Genomic DNA, 16,693 nt, shown 5'->3' on the forward strand with positions numbered 1-16,693 from the left:
ATTTACCTGTCCGCACTTGTGGACCGATCAGGAACGGAGACAGCGGTGGCTGAAACCGCAGAGGCCGACGTCGAGGCTCTCGAGCAGGAAGGCGACATCGCCGCCGACTACATCGAAGGCCTGCTCGACATCGCCGACTACGACGGCGACATCGACCTGGACGTCGAGGGCGAGCGGGCGATGGTGTCGGTCGTCGGCACCGACCTCGACGAGCTCGTCGGCAAGCGCGGTGAGGTTCTGGAGGCGCTGCAGGAGCTGACCCGGCTCGCGGTGCACCGGCAGACCGGCAACCGTACCCGGCTCATGCTGGATGTCGGCGGCTACCGTGAGCGTCGCCGTCAGGAGCTCACCAAGCTGGGCCAGGACGTGTGCGAGGAGGTCAAGCGGAGCGGGAAGCCGAAGCCGCTGGCCCCGATGACCCCGTTCGAGCGCAAGATCGTGCACGACTCCATCGCCGCCGCGGGCCTTCGCAGCGAGTCCGAGGGCGAAGAGCCCGAGCGTTTCGTGGTCGTCTACAACGACTGAAAAGCATGAGACCTGAGCCCCCCGCGCCCTCCTGGAGCGGGGGGCTCAGGCGTTCTGTGCCCCCAGGGTCCGTTCCGGGGTCAGCTGATCCGGAACAGGCCGTGGTGCTGCTTTAGAGTTCCCGGCGCTGATGCACGTGGGGGAGTTCCTCGCGGCCGTAGGCGTCGCGGTGGACGTGCGGCTGCGCGGGGGCGACGACCGGATCGTCCTGCACCGAGTACACCGGCTCCTCCACCACCGCACCCGAAGCCGTCATACGGGCGCGACGCGGCCGCATGTACAGCAGGGTGAAGGCGATGCTCGCGGCTCCGACCAGCATGAGGATCACGCCGATCAGCTGGACGTCGATCCCGCTCACGCTGAAGTCCGTGGCGAACGCCAGTATCGCGCCGATCGCGATGAATGTGAGTCCTACTCCGAGTCCCATGGTTTCCTCCCGGACTGGGTGATCTCTCTATAGGTCGCTCTGGTCCGGTGAAGTACCCGCAGGGCCAGAAATATGCGTGGCTCTGGTCTTCTGGGTTTCTCTCGGACATGGCGCATGTGGAACCATCGGTTCCGTGGTGACGACCGAATGACTGACGAGCTGCCCGAAGCCGTGCCGCCGGAGGCAGAATCTGTCTTCGGCGAAGCGCTGCCGACCGCCGAGCGCTACTGGAATCTCCTTGCCACCGCCGGCGTCGAGCGCGGCCTGATCGGCCCTCGAGAGGTCGGCCGGCTCTGGGAACGGCATCTGATCAACTGTGCCGTGCTGGGGGAGGCGGTGCCGGAAGGCGCCTCGGTGGTGGACATCGGCTCCGGGGCCGGGCTGCCGGGGCTCGTCCTGGCCATCGTCAGGCCCGACCTGGACATCACCCTCCTCGAGCCCCTGCTCCGGCGGACCACGTTCTTGAACGAGGCCGTCGAGGAGCTGGGCCTGAAGAACGTGACGGTGCGGCGGGGGCGGGCGGAAGAGGTGGCGAAGGAGTTCGCCGTTGACGTCGTCACCGCCCGGGCGGTCGCTCCGCTTGACCGGCTGGCCAAATGGGGGCTTCCCCTGCTGAGGGTCGGCGGGGAGCTGCTGGCGCTCAAGGGCGAGCGGGCCGCACAGGAACTCGAGGAAGCGGCGGACGTGCTGCACCGCCTCGGTGTGGATAAGTCCGAACTCCTTTTGGTGGGTCAAGGTAAGGTCGATCCGCCGACGACCCTCGTCCGGCTGGTCTCCTCTCGCCCGCCGGGCGGAGCCGCCGCGGGGCGTCGCGGAAGGCAGAACAGGAAGGGTGGTCGGTCCCAAACTCATGACTGAGCAGCCCGATGTGACTAAGGAGCCCGCGGTGGAGCCGTCATCAGGCCACGCGTTCAGCATGCAGGGGACAGCCGAGACTGCGTCGGTCACGCCGCGCATGGAGGGTGAGAAGGCCATGGATTCACGTGAAACATTGGTTCCGCCACCCGCCCAGAGCTCGGACACACCGATCGCCCGCGCCGCTGCCGCCGCGCTGGAGGTCATGGCCAAGCGAGGAGATCGGGAGTGGCCGCGGCCGGCTAAGACCCGGGTGATCACCGTTGCCAACCAGAAGGGCGGCGTCGGCAAGACCACGACCTCGGTGAACCTGGCGGCGGCGCTGGCCATGCACGGAGCCCAGGTGCTCGTGGTGGACCTCGACCCGCAGGGGAACGCCTCCACGGCGCTCGGAGTGGACCACCACGCCGATGTCCCCTCGATGTACCACGTGCTGATCGAGGACATGCCCTTCGCCGACGTGGTCGTGGCCTCCCCGGAGTTGCCGAACCTCTACTGCGCCCCCGCCACCCTGCACCTGGCCGGCGCGGAGATCGAGCTGGTCTCCAAGGTGGCCAGGGAGTCGCGACTGCGCCGTGCTCTGGATTCCTATGACAAGACCCGCTTCGACTATGTGCTGATCGACTGCCCGCCGTCGCTGGGACTGCTCACCCTGAACGCCCTTGTGGGCGGCGACGAGCTGCTGATCCCGATCCAGTGCGAGTACTACGCGCTCGAGGGACTCAGCCAGCTGATCGGGACCGTTGATCTGGTGACCTCCCACCTGAACCCCGAGCTGAACGTCTCCACGATCCTGCTGACGATGTACGACGCCCGTACCCGGCTGGCCTCCCAGGTGGCCGACGAGGTCCGGTCGCACTTCGGTGAGGTCGTGCTGAAGACCGTCATCCCCCGCAGCGTCAGGGTCTCCGAGGCGCCCAGCTACGGGCAGTCCGTCATGACCTACGACCCCGGTTCGACGGGGGCGCTGGCCTACAGCGAAGCGGCTTCGGAAGTCGCTCACCGTTGGGCCGAGGTCGCATCGTGAACATCGCTTCTGTGAATCGTCTCGGGGAGTCGGAATGAGTGCATCACGTCAGCCACGAGGCCTCGGCAAGGGGCTCGGTGCGCTGATCCCGACGGCGCCGCCCGCGGCCTCCGGCACCTCCTCAGCCAACGGGGGAACCGAGCTGGCGATGGTCGACGGCGCCCGGTTCGCCGAGCTCGCGGTCAAGTCCATCACCCCGAACTCCCGCCAGCCGCGCACGCACTTCGACGAGGAGGCCCTGGAGGAGCTGTCGGTCTCCATCTCCGTCGTCGGCCTGCTCCAGCCGATCGTCGTCAGGGAGATCAGCCCCGACACCCCGTTCGAGGCGGCCAGGTACGAACTCATCATGGGGGAGCGGCGCTGGCGCGCTTCCCAGCTCGCCGGGCTCGACAAGATTCCGGCGATCGTCCGGGAGACGTCCGACGACGACCTCCTCCGTGACGCCCTCCTGGAGAACCTGCACCGCCAGCAGCTGAACCCCCTGGAGGAGGCAGCGGCCTACCGTCAGCTCCTCGACGACTTCGGCGCCACCCACGAGCAGCTCGCCAACCGGATCAGCCGCTCTCGCCCGCACATCACGAACACCCTGCGTCTGCTGAACCTCCCCCCGGTGGTCCAGCGGCGGGTGGCCGCCGGTGTCCTGAGCGCGGGCCACGCCCGAGCCCTGCTCGGCCTGGACTCTCCCGAAGCCATGGAGGCCCTCGCCGGTCGCATCGTCGCCGAGGGCCTGTCGGTCCGCGCCGTCGAGGAGATCATCGCGATGCGCGAGCCGGAGGCCGTCAAGGCTCCTGCCCGCCGCCCGGTCAAGAAGCCCTCGGCCCCCCGCCTTCAGGAGCTCTCCGACCGCCTCTCGGAGCGCTACGAGACCAAGGTCCGCGTCGACCTTGGCGCCCGAAAGGGAAAGATCGTCGTGGAGTTCGCCACCCTCGACGACCTCGAGCGCATCATCTCGGCCATGGACCCCACCAAGGCCGAATGACGGTTTCACGTGAAACAAGAGGAGCCCCGGCCGAACGGCCGGGGCTCCTCTTGTTTCCGTACCCTCCGGCATGCTTTCGGTTTCACGTGAAACGAGCCGACTCAGGCAGAGCTCAATACCCGTGTGATGTCGATCCCGGCTGCATGGAGCGCCAGGGGGAGGAGGCTGGTCTCCGTCATCCCCGGCGCGACGTTAACTTCGAGCAGATACGGCGTCCCGTCCCGATCGATGATGAGATCGCTCCGCGACAGATGCCGAAGTCCCAGTGCCTCATGCGCCCTCAGGGCGGTGTCCAGCGCGGCGTCCATCGCCGCAGGCGCGAGCCGGGCGGGAGTCACGAACTCCGTCTGCCCGGCCGTGTAGCGGGCCGTGTAGTCATAGCGCTCGTTGAGGGGGACGATCTCCACGGCGGGCAGTGCCGTGGCCGTACCGTCGATTTCAAGGACGCCAACGGCCACCTCGACCCCGTCGATGAACTTCTCTATGAGTGCGGCGTCCCCATACGAGAAGCACCCGACCAGTGCAGCGGGAAGCTCCCCCGCATGGCGCACCACCGAGGCCCCCAGTGCCGACCCGCCTCGAGTCGGCTTCACGAACAACGGCAGCCCGAGCTTCTCGACCACGGCCGCCATCACCCCGGACGCCCCAAGGTCATGAAAAACCCCCTTGGGCAGCGTCACCGACTCGGGCGTAGCCAACCCGGCCGCCCGCATCACGGCCTTGGCAGTCGGCTTGTCCCACGCAAGCCGGCAAGCATCCGGCCGCGCTCCCACATAGGGAACCCCCAGCAGTTCGAGCACCTCCCGAACTGCCCCATCCTCTCCCTCGGCACCGTGCAGCACCGGAAACACAAGATCCGGCGGGTCCTCCACCAACACCGGCAACAACCCGGCATCCGCCTCCCGAATCTCCACCTCCAGCCCCGCGCCTTTCAGCGCATCAGCCACCCGCCGCCCAGAACTGAGCGAAACCTCCCGCTCATAAGACATCCCCCCAGCCAAAACGATCACGCGCTCCATACAGCCGACCCTATGCCCCACCCCGCCCCCACCCACGCCCAGCCCAACCCCTCCGTTTCACGTGAAACAAGCCCCCTACTCGTCCCTCCGCACCAGCCCCCCTATGCCCCGACCATCGACCACCCACCGACCCGCAGCCTGCCACCCCCAACCCTCCTCGCCCACCGCGGACACAATCCGCCGGGACGCCGGGACGCCGGGACGCCGGGACGCCGGGACGCCGGGACGCCGGGACGCCGGGACAAGGAAGAAGGCGACGTTATGAGGGTTGGCGGGGCGGGGGAGGAGGTCGACGCGATATGAGCGACGGCCTCCGATGGCGTTGGCGCAACGAGCGCGACGACGCGGTGAGGGGACAGAGACGGGTGCGACAGAGCGGCACGTTGTTGGGCCGAGACGGTAACCAGAATTGGACGGAAGAGCGTTGTCAGGTCGGTGGTGCGAGAGGCCAATGACAGTCAGGACGAGATGGGGACCTCGCCTCCGCAGGACGCCATGACGGAGGCCGGCAGGACAGCACAGATGCCTGGCAGTGTGCTTCCGGGTCGCGATGAGAGAAGGGCAGGACAGCACGGAAGACAGGCGAGCCTGAGCCAAGGCGGCATAAGGAAGGGAGCGCATGACGTCGTGAGAGCACAGTGCGAGGGGCGGACAGAGGCAGGACAGTGCGAGAGCCGGATGTCGGGGCGCGGCGATGCGGGGGCCACGGTGGCAGGACATCGCGAAGCTCACGGACATGCCCGAGCTGCAGTCTCAGGAACTGCCCACCCGGATGACGCTCGCTCTGTCCTGCTGGAGGCCTGACGACGGACCTGGAATACAGGACCGGCGCGACTAGCCTTCCATGTCTGCAAGTCGGCGCAGCGGGCAGGCCAGCGCGTGCCAGAGACAGCCCAGGACGGGACGGCGCACCAGGCAGGACGACACAGCCCGAGGGATGCCTGGTGTGCGTAGGTCGGCCCATCGGTTAAACGGATGGATGGGCAGCCACCGAGGAAGCCAGGGCCGCACAGACTTACCGGTGCTACGTGGGCTTGAGGGCTGAGGCGCTGCTGCCTGAGCGACGCTTGCTCTATTGGGAGCATCAGCGGGTGAGCTGAGTCACGACGACCAGTACGAGGCAGAGGCGGCCGCCCGAAGCCGGCGCAGGATCCGAGCTACGGCGCCCGGTGCGATAGGGCCGGGGCTACTACCGGAGGCGGACGGACGTCGCCTGTTCTCGGTGCGATGTGGTGCTCCTCGTAGAGAGCCGGAACGTCCGCGCCCAGTGGCGCCGGTGGAGGGAACGGATGGACCGGCTGCGTGAGATGTCGGGAGTTCTGGGACCGGCAAACGGTGCGGCGGCAGGACGGCACTGGGCACGAAGCAGGGCGGCATGAGGGTGACGGCAGGTTGCGTATGTCCTGAGGGATAGGTCGGAAGGACAGCACAGACGCCAGGACAGTCTTGCCGGGGCAGCGCGGCGCAGGACACCTTAGGGTGCCGGACGCCCGGTTCCACGGCGGCAGGACGGAGGCGGTCCTGGCGGCACAGGCTCGCTGTCATGTGAGGGCCCGCGGCTATGGAGCTGCCGTCTTGGCGGCACGTGTCCGTCTTGCCGGGAGCTGGTGGCAAAGCCGAGCAACCACGACTGGCGGTACAAGGCCGATGAGCTGCTATCTGGGGCACAGGCATTGCCCGTCCGGTGGCCGATCAGGTGCTGCTGTGCGGAGCCGAAACAGCTACATCCGGTTCCCCTGGCGGCCGACCCGACCGGAGCGGTGATGACGACCATCCGGCAGATACAGCCCCGGGACCGCCAAGACAGCACAACGCAGGACAGCAGACAGCACGGCGGTACGGCGCCAGGCCGGCGAGGTGAGAGGACAACGCAGCACCAAGACAACAAGCACGAGACGACGACCTACGGCGGGATCTCGCAGTCGCCAAACGCCATGATCCTCCGACGGAGGCCAGCAGGACAGCCCAGATCTCAGGACAGCAAGCATGGAGCAGACAGCATTGCGGCACAGAGCCAAGACTCCGCGAAAGGGCGCCAGGACCACACAGCGCGATGACGCGAAGGCGGGACATCCACCAGGACCACGCTCGACCCACGGCGCCGGGACGGCACGACGGCGAGACAAGACGACACCTCGACGGCACACGCCACGACCGCAGACTGTGCGACGGGGAGTGGACCAGGACTGTATGACGCCACGACGGCCCGCCAGCAAGACGCCACAGCGGCACGACGCGAGAACGGCAGGAACGAGAACGGCACGACGCCGCGAAGGCACGACGCCGCGACGGCACGGCGGGACGGCACGGCAGGACGCCGCGGCGGCACGGCGGCAGGACGGCAGGACGGCACGACGGCTCAGCGCCACGGTGGCACGACTCCAGGTCGGCGGGACGGCACGGCGGCACGGCGGCAGGACGGCAGGACAGCACGAGGGCAGGACAGCACGAGGGCAGGACAGCACGACGGTGCGGTAGAACGCGGCGGTGGGCGGGGTGGCCTGACGGTAGGAGACGCGGCGGCTGGGCTCTGTTGGCGGATCGGATGTCTGGGAGAGATGGATGTTGGTGGCTGCCATGACGGCAGGGGATGGGGATGGCGAAGCGCTCGGGGATGGGAGGCCAGATGATCTGGAGATGGCCGGAGGCTCAGCGAGGTGGTGAGGGCGGGAGAGCGCCTGCTCGGTGGTGAGCGGCGAGAGGCCTTGTTCCGCTGGCTTGGAGTGGTTCGTGGGGGTGATTCGAACCGGGGATGGGGTCTGTGGTGGGGGCGCGTTGGTCTGATGGCCACAGCGAAGCGAGGAGTAACGGTCGGCTGTAGGAGGTGCTTGCGGCAGCGGTGTGGCAGAGGGTCGTCGGTGGCCGTTCCGTCGAGTGTCCCTGTGCCGTCGGTTTGTCTCGTACGGCGTCCGATGGCTCATGTCGGGTTCGTTGTGGGGCCTGCGGTGGGCAATCAGCGCGGGTTTGCGGTTTCGTCAGCCGCGTGGCTGCTTCGTGGAGAGGGCCGACGAGGAGGGATGCCCCCCGCAGTGGACGTTCATGCTGGTCGAGCGATCCCAGGAATGCGCGACGTCTCCGCGCCTCGAACGGCAGCTTCTCGGCCTTGTCATACCGGTCGTCGTAGTGACTCCGCCGCGAGCGCTCCCAATAGAACAGGTGCCGCTGAGGCGGCATGGCCCCCCGTCAGCAGCTCGCGCAGTATCAGTGGACCCCATGCCAACGCCGGCATACAAGCGCCGATCAGAATGCGGGGCCTTCATCAGGGAGAAGCAGGCTGAAGGACGGCAGCGCCCCCGCATGCTCGGGGAGACCCTCGCGGCCGACCGGGACGAGCTGCTGCTGTCCGTGTGATCCCCGCGCTCTGGTGCTGGCTCGAGAGCTCGGCGCGTTGGTTCGAGGGGTCTGGGTTGCTCTGCTAGGTAAGAGCTCTGCCAGTGGGGTGGGGGCCGGAAGACTGCATGACTGGGTCGGAGCTCGTCTGGCTGGAGTGGAGTCAGAGGGCTGGGGCAGCTTGCGCGGGGAGTGCGGGAGGGCTTGGTTGAGGATGGTTCCACGTGAAACATCGGCTAATGAAGACGCCCCCTCCTGGGGGGAGGGGGCGTTGTTTCACGTGAAACGGAGGGGGTGGGTCAGGGGTGGAAGGTGTTGCGGAGGTCCACTTCGGCGTGGATGACTTCGGCTAGGCGGCGGACGCCTTCTTGGATCTGGGTGGGGTCGGGGTAGCAGAAGGAGATGCGCATGTGGCGGTGGCCGGAGCCGTCGGCGTAGAAGCCGGTGCCGGGGACGTAGGCGACGCGGTTGGCGATGGCGAGGGGGGCCATGGCCTTGGAATCGAGGCCCTCGGGGAGGGTGAGCCAGACGAAGAAGCCGCCGCCCGGACGGGTCCAGGTGGTGCCCTCGGGCATGTGGGCGGTCAGGGATTCGAGCATGGCGTCGCGGCGTTCGCGGTAGAGCTCGGTGAAGGACTTCACCTGCTCCTTCCACGGGTGGGTGGCGAGGAACTCCCGGACCGCGAGCTGGGTCAGGTTGGAGTGGGAGAGCATCGCCGACTCGGCGGCCAGGACCAGCTTGGCCCGCACTGCATGCGGGGCCAGCGCCCAGCCGACCCGGAGGCCGCTGGCGAAGGTCTTCGAGAAAGAGCCGAGATAGATGACGCGCTCGGACTCGTCGGCGCGCAGCGGCCGCGGCGGGTGGCCGTCGAAGCTCAGGAGGCCGTAGGGGTTGTCCTCGATGATGAGGAGGTCGAACTCCTCCGCGATGGCGAGGATCTCGCGGCGGCGGGCGGTGGACAGCGTCACGCCGGCCGGGTTCTGGAACGTGGGGATCGTGTAGAGGAACTTCACGCGGCGCCCGCGGAGGTTGGTCAGGGTCTCGCGGAGCGCCTCGGGGATGAGGCCCAGGGAGTCCATCGGCACATGGACGACGTCCGCCTGGTAGGCCGCGAACGTGCCGAGCGCGCCCACGTAGGAGGGGGACTCGGCCAGGACCACGTCACCGGGGTCGATGAAGATCCGGGTGAGGAGGTCGAGCGCCTGCTGCGAGCCGACCGTGACGGTCACGTCCTCGGGGCTCGCGGTGATGCCCTCCAGCGCCATCACTTCACAGATCCGCTCGCGCAGTTCCGGGTCGCCCTGGGCGGATCCGTACTGGAGGGCCTGCGCGCCGCGGGTCTCGATCAGGTGCTGGAGCATCGCTCCGACGTCGTCGAGCGGCAGCGCCGAGACGAAGGGCATGCCCCCGGCGAGCGAGACGATCTCGGGGCGGGTGGCCACCGCGAAGAGAGCTCGGATCTCGGACGCGACCATGCCACGGGCACGGGCCGCGTAACGGTCGAGATGCGAGTCGCTGCGGGTGGTCTCCATGATCTGCCTCCAAGAAGGGGCCGGTGGGCCTGGCCGAATCGGCCGGTTCCCACCGTACGACACGGGCTCCCGCCCGCGCCTGCCGGTATTGGATACGATGCGCGCAGGGTCGTTCCGGTTGGGACGTCGTACTTTGTGCTCGACCCAGAAGGGGCGCAACGCCTGGTGTCTCGCCGTCTCGTCAACATCACGCTCGACAATCTCGGCGACCTGCCGCGTCGCTGCCGCAACTGTGTCTTCTGGGAGCTCGACCCGGTGAGCCGTGAGCGGGCGGTGGACATGGGCGACCCGGGGCTGGAGAAGGAGGCCTGGGTCTCCGCGACGCTGCTGGAGTGGGGGAGCTGCGGCAAACTCGTCTTCGTCGACAACGTTCCCGCGGGGTTCGTGCTGTTCGCCCCGCCGCTCTACGTTCCTCGCTCGGTCGCGTTCCCCACGAGCCCGGTGTCGGCCGACGCGGTGCTGCTGATGACGGCGCACATCATCCCCGAGTTCGCCGGCGGGGGGCTCGGCCGGATGCTCGTCCAGGGCGTCGCGAAGGATCTGACCCGGCGCGGGGTGAAGGCGATCGAGGCGTTCGGCGATCTGAAGTCGGAGGAGGGCGGGTGCATGGTGCCCGCCGATTACCTGCTTTCGGTCGGCTTCAAGACGATCAGACCGCATCACAGGTACCCGCGGCTGCGCCTGGATTTGCGATCCGCTCTGTCGTGGCGTGAGGACGTCGAGGTGGCACTTGAGCGTCTCCTCGGCTCCATGGCCCCAGAGGGTGCCTTGCGTCCCGTCTGAGGCCATCTCAGGGCCTCGATATTTTCGGGTGAAACATGTCCATTTCGGACAGTGAGCCGATAGGCTCGCCCGACCCCGATATCGGCCACCCCCTGAGAGGCACGACCGCGTGAGACTACGGCTGACCACCATGACCGCCGTCGCGGCGCTGGCGTTGAGCGTGACCCAGGCTCCGGCAGCAGACGCCCTTCCCTCGGCCCCGGCGAAGGCTCCCGTCGCCAAGGCGGCCGCGAAGGTGCCCGCCCCCGTCAACAGGATCGGCTGGGCTTACGTCAAGAGCACCACGCCGAACAAGGGCTACGTCTTCAAGAAGACGTCCCTGCCCATCGGCCGCAAGGGTAAGGCGGTCTACCGCAGCTTCCTGCGGATGAACCTGTCCAGCGCGATGGACGCCACCAAGATCACCTCCGCCAAGCTGAGACTGCCGGTCCTCTCACCCAACCCGTGCAAGAAGAACAAGAACTTCGCGGTCCAGGTGTTCATCACCAGCGGGCTGACCAAGTCCGTCACCTGGAAGAAGCAGCCCAAGGGCAAGCGCTGGCAGTGGCTGAAGGTCAAGTGCTCGGGCAAGCGGCTCGAGGTCAACGTGACCAAGGCGGCCCAGAAGGCGGTCGACGCGGGCCGTGACTACATCTCCTTCGGCCTGCGCGCCGACAGTGAGAAGGACCCCCGCAAGTTCATGACCTTCTCGCGCAACGCCCAGCTCCTCATCAAGGCGACCTTCGAGGAGGACCCGGGAGGCGGCAACGACCCCGGCCCCGACCCCTCGGTCCACGTCCCGGTCAATGTCGGCAACGCGACGGCCGCCGGCCAGGGCTGCGGCGTCGGTGCGGGCCGTCCCACGATCGCGACCCCCTACGTGACGTTCGGCGGCACGACCTCCGACGCCGACGGCGGCTTCCTCGGCCTGCGGGCGGAGTGGCGCAAGGGTGCGGACGGTGCGGTCGCCGGAGCGAACAGCAAGCTCCGCTTCACCGACCCGAACGAGGCCGTGGGCTTCACCGTGACCACGGGCGAGGTCCTCACCGACGGCGTCTACCAGTGGCGCGTCCAGGGCTTCGACGACGTCAAGGGCGGCGCCTGGACCGACTGGTGCGAGTTCGAGGTGACGCTTCCGGTCGTCCCGCCGGTCGCGGGCTGATCACCCAGGGCTCCTCTCGCAGATGAGGAGCCCACAGGCACAGAAGGGCCCCGTCCACGATGGACGGGGCCCTTCTCGTGGCGCTCAGCGCCGGGAAGCGGCTACAGGAACTCCGCGAGCTCCCGGAGCAGGGCGGCCTTGGGCTTGGCGCCCATGATCTGCTTGACGACCTGACCGCCCTGGTAGACGTTCAGGGTCGGGATCTGCATGATCCCGTAGTTGCGCGGGATCTCGGGGTTCTCGTCGATGTTCATCTTGACGATGGACAGCTTGTCGCCGTGCTCGGCGGAGATCTCCTCGAGGATCGGGCCGACCATGCGGCAGGGGCCGCACCATTCGGCCCAGAAGTCCACCAGGACCGGCTTGTCGCTCATCAGGACCTCGTTGTCGAAGGTCTTGTCGGTCACTGCCTTCATGTCTAAGCCTCCTGGAGGTAACGCTCGGCGTCGATCGCCGCGGAACAGCCACTGGCAGCGGCGGTGATGGCCTGACGGTAGACGTGGTCGACCACGTCACCGCAGGCGAACACGCCGGGAATCTTGGTCTTGGTGGTCGGGCTCTCGACGAGGAGGTAGCCCTCGTCGTCCTTGTCGAGCTGGCCGGTGAACAGCTCGCTGCGCGGGTCGTGGCCGATCGCGATGAACAGGCCCGTCACGTCGAGGTCGGTCTCGTCGCCGGTCTTGAGGTTGCGGATCCGGACGGCGTCGACCTTGTTCTCGCCCAGGACGTCGACGACCTCGCTGTCCCAGATAAAGGAGATCTTCTCGTTCGCCAGTGCCCGGTCCTGCATGATCTTGGAAGCCCGCAGCGTGTCACGCCGGTGCACGACCGTCACCTTCGCGAACTTGGTGAGGAAGATGGCCTCCTCCATGGCGGTGTCGCCACCACCGACGACCACGATGTTCTGGTCGCGGAAGAAGAAGCCGTCACAGGTCGCACACCACGACACGCCCCGTCCGGACAGCCGCTTCTCGTTCGGCAGGCCCAGTTCGCGGTAGCCGGAACCGGTCGCGACGATCACGGACTTCGCATAGTGGACCTCGTCGCCTACCTTGACGACCTTCGGGTCGGCGCTCAGGTCGACCTCGGTGACGTCATCGGTGACGAGCTCGGTGCCGAAGCGCTCGGCCTGCTTGCGCAGGTTGTCCATGAACTCGGGGCCCATGATCCCGTCGGGGAAGCCGGGGAAGTTCTCCACCTCGGTGGTGTTCATGAGCGCGCCACCGGCGGTGACGGAGCCCTCGAACAGCAGCGGCTTGAGGTCTGCGCGCGCCGCGTAGATCGCCGCCGTGTACCCGGCGGGACCGGATCCGATGATGATCACATTGCGGACTTCGGTGGTCACGAGCTGCTCCTCTGGGGTGGTGCCGGTCCTCCGACGGTGGCGTCAACAGATCCTACGGCCCGCACATTCCCTACAGGGCCACCGCCTCCGCGCCCTATAGGTTGGAGGGGTGGCAGAGATCATGTTGTTCCACTCGATATACGGGTTGCGCCCGGCGGTCCACGGCGTGGCGGACAGGCTGCGCGAGGCAGGGCACGTGGTCCACGTGCCGGACCTCTACGACGCCAGGACCGCCGACACGATGGACGAGGCGCGGGTGATCCTCGACGAGATCGGCCGGGACGAGCTGCTGGCCAGGGCCGTCAAGGCCGCGGCTCCGCACACCGCGGGCGGCCTGGTCTACGCCGGGTTCTCCCTCGGCGCGGCCATCGCCCAGACCGTCGGTCTCGCCGACGAGAAGGCCAAGGGGCTGCTCCTGCTGCACGGCACGTCGGACCTGGCGGAGGACGCCGTGACCGAGCTGCCCGTCCAGCTGCACGTCGCCGATCCCGACGAGTACGAGCCGGCCGACTGGGTGAACTCCTGGTATCTGGAGATGCGGCGCGCCGGAGCGGATGTGGAGATCTTCCGCTACCAGGGCGCCGGTCACCTGTTCACGCACCAGGACCTGCCCGACTACGACGCTCACTACGCCGAGCAGGCCTGGGCCATCGCTCTGGACTTCCTCGCCGAGGTCGGCTGAACCGCCGACCGCGCTCCCGCTACGCGGGAACCTGCTGGTGGGCGACCTCGTCCGTCTCGGACGCCGAGCAGTTATCGCCGACGACCCACACGTCGTAGGCCTCGGCGTTCGGTGCCACGATCACGATCGTGGCGTCCTCGCCGTCCCACTTGGCCTGGTCGACCATCATCAGCGGGTTGTTCTTGGCGATCCGGTGGACGCAGTCGAGGAGCTGGTCGCTCGGCCTGGTCGTCGACGGGGCGCCGTTGAAGCGCACGAGCTGCTCGTGGATCTGCTGCATGAGCTGCCCGGCCTGGTAGTTCGTGCCGGACGCCACGGTGCGCGCCCTGCCGTTGGCGAACATGTCGCGCTGCGGGGTCGGGAGCGTGGCGTGCGCCTGCGAGCCGTCGTTGGGGTTGGAGTTCAGCGCGTTGACGACGACACCCGTCCCCAACCCGCCGACGACCACGACCGCCGCCGCCGCGGACAGAAGCTGGTAACCGCGGAATCTGCGTCTGGCCGCGAGCGAGGCCACCGGGGCCTTCGCGGCCTCGGCCATGAGCGCCTCGTCCAGCTTGGCCGCGAGCGACTCCGGCATCACCGGCATCGGCGCGGACGCCAGCAGTTGCGAGACCGCGCTCAGGTCGTCGAGCTTGCGGCCGCATTCCTCGCAGTCGTCCAGATGGGCTTCGACGGCACGCGTGGTCGTCTCGTCCAGCAGGCCTTCGGCGAGATCAGCAAGCACGTCGTAGTCGAGGTGCGTGCTGGTGCCCTCGCTGCGCTCGCTCACGTGGTGCCCCCTCCCTCTTCGAGAACCGTCGGTCTGCCCTGTCTCGGAATCACAGGGACATCCGTGTCAACGTTCGGTGATCCGACGTTGTTGCCGGAGGATCGGTTCCGTAGATGGAGAAGAAGTGGCGCAAGACGCGCTCTGCCGCGTGCGCAGCGGCTCTTGATCGTGCCGGGCGGCACTTCCAGGACGCGCGCGGCGTCCTCGACGGCGTAGCCCATCATGTCGACGAGGATCAGCGCGGCCCGCTGCTCGTAGGGGATCTGCGCGAGCGCCGCCGTGACGTCGAGGGTGACCTCGTGCGCCGACGTCGGATCGTTCCCCTTGGGGGCGACGGCCTCGAAGGACGCCTCGTCCTGGAAGTTGACGGTCGGCCGGACGGTCCGCCGCCGCAACCTGTCGAGGCAGGCGTTGACGACGATCCGGTGGAGCCAGGTGGTGACGGCGGCGTCGCCCCGGAAGCGTCCGGCGGCCCGGTAGGCGCTGAGGAACGCGTCCTGGAGGGCGTCCGCGGCCTCCTCGGGGTCGCCGATCGTGCGGAGCGCCACGGCCCACATGCGGTCGCGGTGCCTGGCCACCAGCTCGGAGAAGGCGTAGGGGTCGCCCTGGGCGTGGCGGAGCAGCAGTTCCTTGTCCGGAACCGCCTCCACCTGACCACGCCCGAACGCCATCAGCCCGTCCCGTAGACGGCCGCGTCGCCGACCTGGAGCTTGCCGGTCGGCGGTCCCTTGGGGAACCACAGGATGACGTACTGGCCGTTGGTGGGGGAGTCGAGCTTGATCTCGGTGGAGGTCGTGTCGATCCTGCCGGACTTCGCCTTCGGCACCCCGGTGCGGTTGTCGACGTCGCCGATGTAGACCTCGTAGGAGGCGCCGACGCTGGTCGTGGGGACGCTGAGGACGATCCGCGAGATCGACTTGCTCTTGCCGATGTTGAGGACGACGCCGACGCCCTTGAGGTAGTTGCCGTAGGTGGCGGCGTGGGAGGAGGACCCGTAGCCGTCGGTCTCGAAGTAGGTCGACTTGCTGCCGTCGATGATCTTCGAGGCGGTGCCCTCCGCCTTGCTGTCCGGGTGGCCCTGGCCCGCGGCGGTCAGCTCGAAGAAGCCGGTCGCGTTGGAGACCGACAGCTTGGTGCCGGCCGAGGCGGACGGGTTGGTCGAAGCGGTGGCGCCCGGACCGCCGGTGGCGCCGGGTCCCGGCTTCTCGTCGCTTCCGCCGCCGATCTTCCAGGCGGCGAAGACGATCACGAGCACGGCGAGCGCGGAGGCACCGGCGATCAGCGGCCGGTTCAGCGGCTTCGCCTCACCCGGGGCCTGCCTGACCGGGGCGGGGATCGCCGACGAGGGCAGCGCGGTGGTGGCCGTCTCGGCGGGGACCGGCCGCGGCTGCGGGACGGTCTTGGTCGGCTGGGGGTCGCGCGGCGGCCGGTTGATGATGGCGGGCGGCGGTCCGGTCTGCAGTCCGGCGAACAGCGGCAGCGGCGTGCGCGGCACCTTGGTCAGCGCGGCGGCGACCTCGGCGGGGGTGGTGAGCGGCGACTCCTGTTCGCCGAGCTCCATCGACCGCAGGACGATCGCCTCGACCTCGGCGGGGATCGTGTCGCGCACGGCGCGGGGCAGGACGAACTCGCCGTCCTCCTCGTCGGCCAGCGGAAGCGACGACTCGTCGGCCGAACCCGGCCACCGGCCCGTCAGCGCCGCGTACAGCATCTGGCCGAGGCCGAGCGCGTCGAGGCGTCCGGGGTTGGGGGTCGAGACGCCGCACAGGACCGCGTCGACGCCGAGGCCCGTCAGCTTGACGGTGCCGCCGGTGGTCCACACGAGGTTCCTGGCGGTGAGGCACAGGTGCGACATTCCGGCGTTGTGGGCGGCCGTCAGCGCCTCGGCCGCCTCCGAGACGAACCGGGTGGCCCGGCCCGACTCGAGCGGGCCGTCGGCGGTGATCATGTCCTCGAGGGACTCGCCGCTCACCCACTCGCTGACGACATAGGCCAGCTCACCGGTGTCGTCGGCGTCGAAGACCTGCGTGAGCCGCGGGTCGGTGAGCCGCGACGCGGTGCGCGCGGCGGTCACGACCTCGGCGGCACGCGGGAAGTCGGGTTCGAAGGTGCGGACCGCGACGGCCCGCGCGAGAATCTCGTCGATGGCCTTCCACAGCGTGGAGCCACCGGCCTCGGAGCACTTCTCCTCGAGGCGATACCGCCCGGCCAGCCGTGTCCCGGGCTCAATGACGGACGTGCTCATGACCGCTTCCGCCTGCCCGACTCAACGAAGACCC

At 68.4% G+C, this 16,693-nt stretch carries 16 protein-coding genes; 8 read left to right on the plus strand and 8 right to left on the minus strand.

The annotated features are described in order from the left end of the window. The first annotated feature begins 45 nt into the window (after window positions 1-45). Entirely contained in the window at window positions 46-525 is a 480-nt protein-coding gene (locus ABD785_RS16485; RefSeq protein WP_344828927.1) for a Jag family protein, read from the plus strand. 112 nt (window positions 526-637) lie between these two features. Here the strand turns inward: ABD785_RS16485 and ABD785_RS16490 are convergent, their stop codons facing one another. Beyond that, a complete protein-coding gene (locus tag ABD785_RS16490; protein WP_344828928.1) occupies window positions 638-952 on the minus strand; it encodes a DUF6458 family protein in 315 nt (104 codons plus the stop codon). A 147-nt stretch (window positions 953-1,099) separates the two neighbouring features. Here ABD785_RS16490 and rsmG point away from each other — a divergent pair, with 147 nt between their 5' ends. The 3 genes from rsmG to ABD785_RS16505 all read left to right on the plus strand — a co-directional run bounded on the left by rsmG (window position 1,100) and on the right by ABD785_RS16505 (window position 3,813). Then, on the plus strand, window positions 1,100-1,810 hold the full coding sequence (rsmG, locus tag ABD785_RS16495) for a 16S rRNA (guanine(527)-N(7))-methyltransferase RsmG (RefSeq protein WP_344828930.1): 711 nt from the start codon (window positions 1,100-1,102) through the stop codon (window positions 1,808-1,810). A gap of 202 nt (window positions 1,811-2,012) precedes the next feature. Further along, a complete protein-coding gene (locus ABD785_RS16500; protein WP_425547784.1) occupies window positions 2,013-2,834 on the plus strand; it encodes a ParA family protein in 822 nt (273 codons plus the stop codon). Window positions 2,835-2,868: 34 nt separating this feature from the next. After that, the gene (locus tag ABD785_RS16505) at window positions 2,869-3,813 is read left to right on the plus strand and encodes a ParB/RepB/Spo0J family partition protein (RefSeq protein WP_344828934.1); all 945 of its coding nucleotides are present in this window, start codon (window positions 2,869-2,871) and stop codon (window positions 3,811-3,813) included. A 101-nt stretch (window positions 3,814-3,914) separates the two neighbouring features. Here ABD785_RS16505 and ABD785_RS16510 read toward each other — a convergent pair whose 3' ends face one another. Then, window positions 3,915-4,832, minus strand: a complete 918-nt coding sequence (locus ABD785_RS16510; protein ID WP_344828936.1) for a D-alanine--D-alanine ligase family protein — start codon at window positions 4,830-4,832, stop codon at window positions 3,915-3,917. Window positions 4,833-8,045: 3,213 nt separating this feature from the next. Here ABD785_RS16510 and ABD785_RS16515 point away from each other — a divergent pair. Next, window positions 8,046-8,183, plus strand: coding sequence for a hypothetical protein (locus tag ABD785_RS16515; RefSeq protein WP_344828938.1), 138 nt, complete (start codon window positions 8,046-8,048; stop codon window positions 8,181-8,183). A 278-nt stretch (window positions 8,184-8,461) separates the two neighbouring features. Here ABD785_RS16515 and ABD785_RS16520 read toward each other — a convergent pair whose 3' ends face one another. Continuing rightward, complete coding sequence (locus ABD785_RS16520; RefSeq protein ID WP_344828940.1) at window positions 8,462-9,694, minus strand: aminotransferase-like domain-containing protein; 1,233 nt, start codon at window positions 9,692-9,694, stop codon at window positions 8,462-8,464. 165 nt (window positions 9,695-9,859) lie between these two features. Between ABD785_RS16520 and ABD785_RS16525 the strand changes: the two genes are divergently transcribed. Then, entirely contained in the window at window positions 9,860-10,477 is a 618-nt protein-coding gene (locus ABD785_RS16525; protein ID WP_344828943.1) for a GNAT family N-acetyltransferase, read from the plus strand. A 109-nt stretch (window positions 10,478-10,586) separates the two neighbouring features. Further along, window positions 10,587-11,618: a DNRLRE domain-containing protein gene (locus ABD785_RS16530; RefSeq protein WP_344828945.1), complete on the plus strand. Its 1,032-nt coding sequence runs from the start codon at window positions 10,587-10,589 to the stop codon at window positions 11,616-11,618. 101 nt (window positions 11,619-11,719) lie between these two features. Here ABD785_RS16530 and trxA read toward each other — a convergent pair whose 3' ends face one another. Together trxA and trxB are read right to left on the minus strand one after the other, a co-directional pair. Further along, window positions 11,720-12,034 carry a thioredoxin gene (trxA, locus tag ABD785_RS16535; RefSeq protein WP_344828946.1) on the minus strand — a complete coding sequence of 105 codons (315 nt, stop codon included), beginning with the start codon at window positions 12,032-12,034 and terminating at the stop codon, window positions 11,720-11,722. Window positions 12,035-12,036: 2 nt separating this feature from the next. Further along, window positions 12,037-12,963, minus strand: a complete 927-nt coding sequence (gene trxB, locus ABD785_RS16540; RefSeq protein ID WP_344828948.1) for a thioredoxin-disulfide reductase — start codon at window positions 12,961-12,963, stop codon at window positions 12,037-12,039. A gap of 121 nt (window positions 12,964-13,084) precedes the next feature. On the opposite strand from trxB, the gene ABD785_RS16545 reads away from it, so the two are divergent. After that, window positions 13,085-13,645 carry a dienelactone hydrolase family protein gene (locus ABD785_RS16545; protein ID WP_344829314.1) on the plus strand — a complete coding sequence of 187 codons (561 nt, stop codon included), beginning with the start codon at window positions 13,085-13,087 and terminating at the stop codon, window positions 13,643-13,645. Window positions 13,646-13,664: 19 nt separating this feature from the next. Here ABD785_RS16545 and ABD785_RS16550 read toward each other — a convergent pair whose 3' ends face one another. The 3 genes from ABD785_RS16550 to ABD785_RS16560 are packed head-to-tail and all read right to left on the minus strand — an operon-like array spanning window position 13,665 to window position 16,659. Further along, window positions 13,665-14,414: an anti-sigma factor family protein gene (locus ABD785_RS16550; protein WP_344828950.1), complete on the minus strand. Its 750-nt coding sequence runs from the start codon at window positions 14,412-14,414 to the stop codon at window positions 13,665-13,667. Beyond that, the gene (gene sigM, locus ABD785_RS16555; protein WP_344828952.1) at window positions 14,411-15,085 is read right to left on the minus strand and encodes an RNA polymerase sigma factor SigM; all 675 of its coding nucleotides are present in this window, start codon (window positions 15,083-15,085) and stop codon (window positions 14,411-14,413) included. Before sigM ends, ABD785_RS16550 begins: the two co-directional genes overlap by 4 nt. Further along, window positions 15,085-16,659, minus strand: coding sequence for a protein kinase family protein (locus tag ABD785_RS16560; RefSeq protein WP_344828954.1), 1,575 nt, complete (start codon window positions 16,657-16,659; stop codon window positions 15,085-15,087). Before ABD785_RS16560 ends, sigM begins: the two co-directional genes overlap by 1 nt. Between the last annotated feature and the right edge of the window lie 34 nt (window positions 16,660-16,693).

Source organism: Actinocorallia longicatena (assembly GCF_039534125.1).
Lineage (GTDB): Bacteria > Actinomycetota > Actinomycetes > Streptosporangiales > Streptosporangiaceae > Actinocorallia > Actinocorallia longicatena.